Annotated in this window: 1 pseudogene; it reads left to right on the top strand. The window is 68.5% G+C overall.

The features are described from left to right. Positions 1 to 251, top strand: a pseudogene (locus IFS44_RS21800) (dihydroxy-acid dehydratase domain-containing protein); the annotation flags it as partial.

Genomic DNA, 251 nt, shown 5'->3' with positions numbered 1-251 from the left:
ATGGGCGGCCTCGCGCTGATCCGCACCGGCGACCGTGTTCGCATCGATCTCGGCAAGGGCAGCGCCGATGTCCTGATCTCCGATGAGGAACTGGCCGAGCGGCGCCGCACGCTGACTGCGGCGGGCGGCTATGCCTTCCCGCGCTCGCAGACGCCGTGGCAGGAAATCCAGCGCGCCACCGTCGGCCAGATGGAAACCGGCGCCATCCTCGAAGGTGCGGAGAAATACCAGCGCATCGCCCAGACGATGGG

It is taken from the genome of Sphingomonas sp. CFBP 13706, assembly GCF_014842355.1.
In the GTDB taxonomy this organism is placed as follows: domain Bacteria; phylum Pseudomonadota; class Alphaproteobacteria; order Sphingomonadales; family Sphingomonadaceae; genus Sphingomonas; species Sphingomonas aerolata.
The sequence above is the reverse complement of the archived record's forward strand: the minus strand, read 5'-3'. Positions and strand labels throughout refer to the sequence as shown.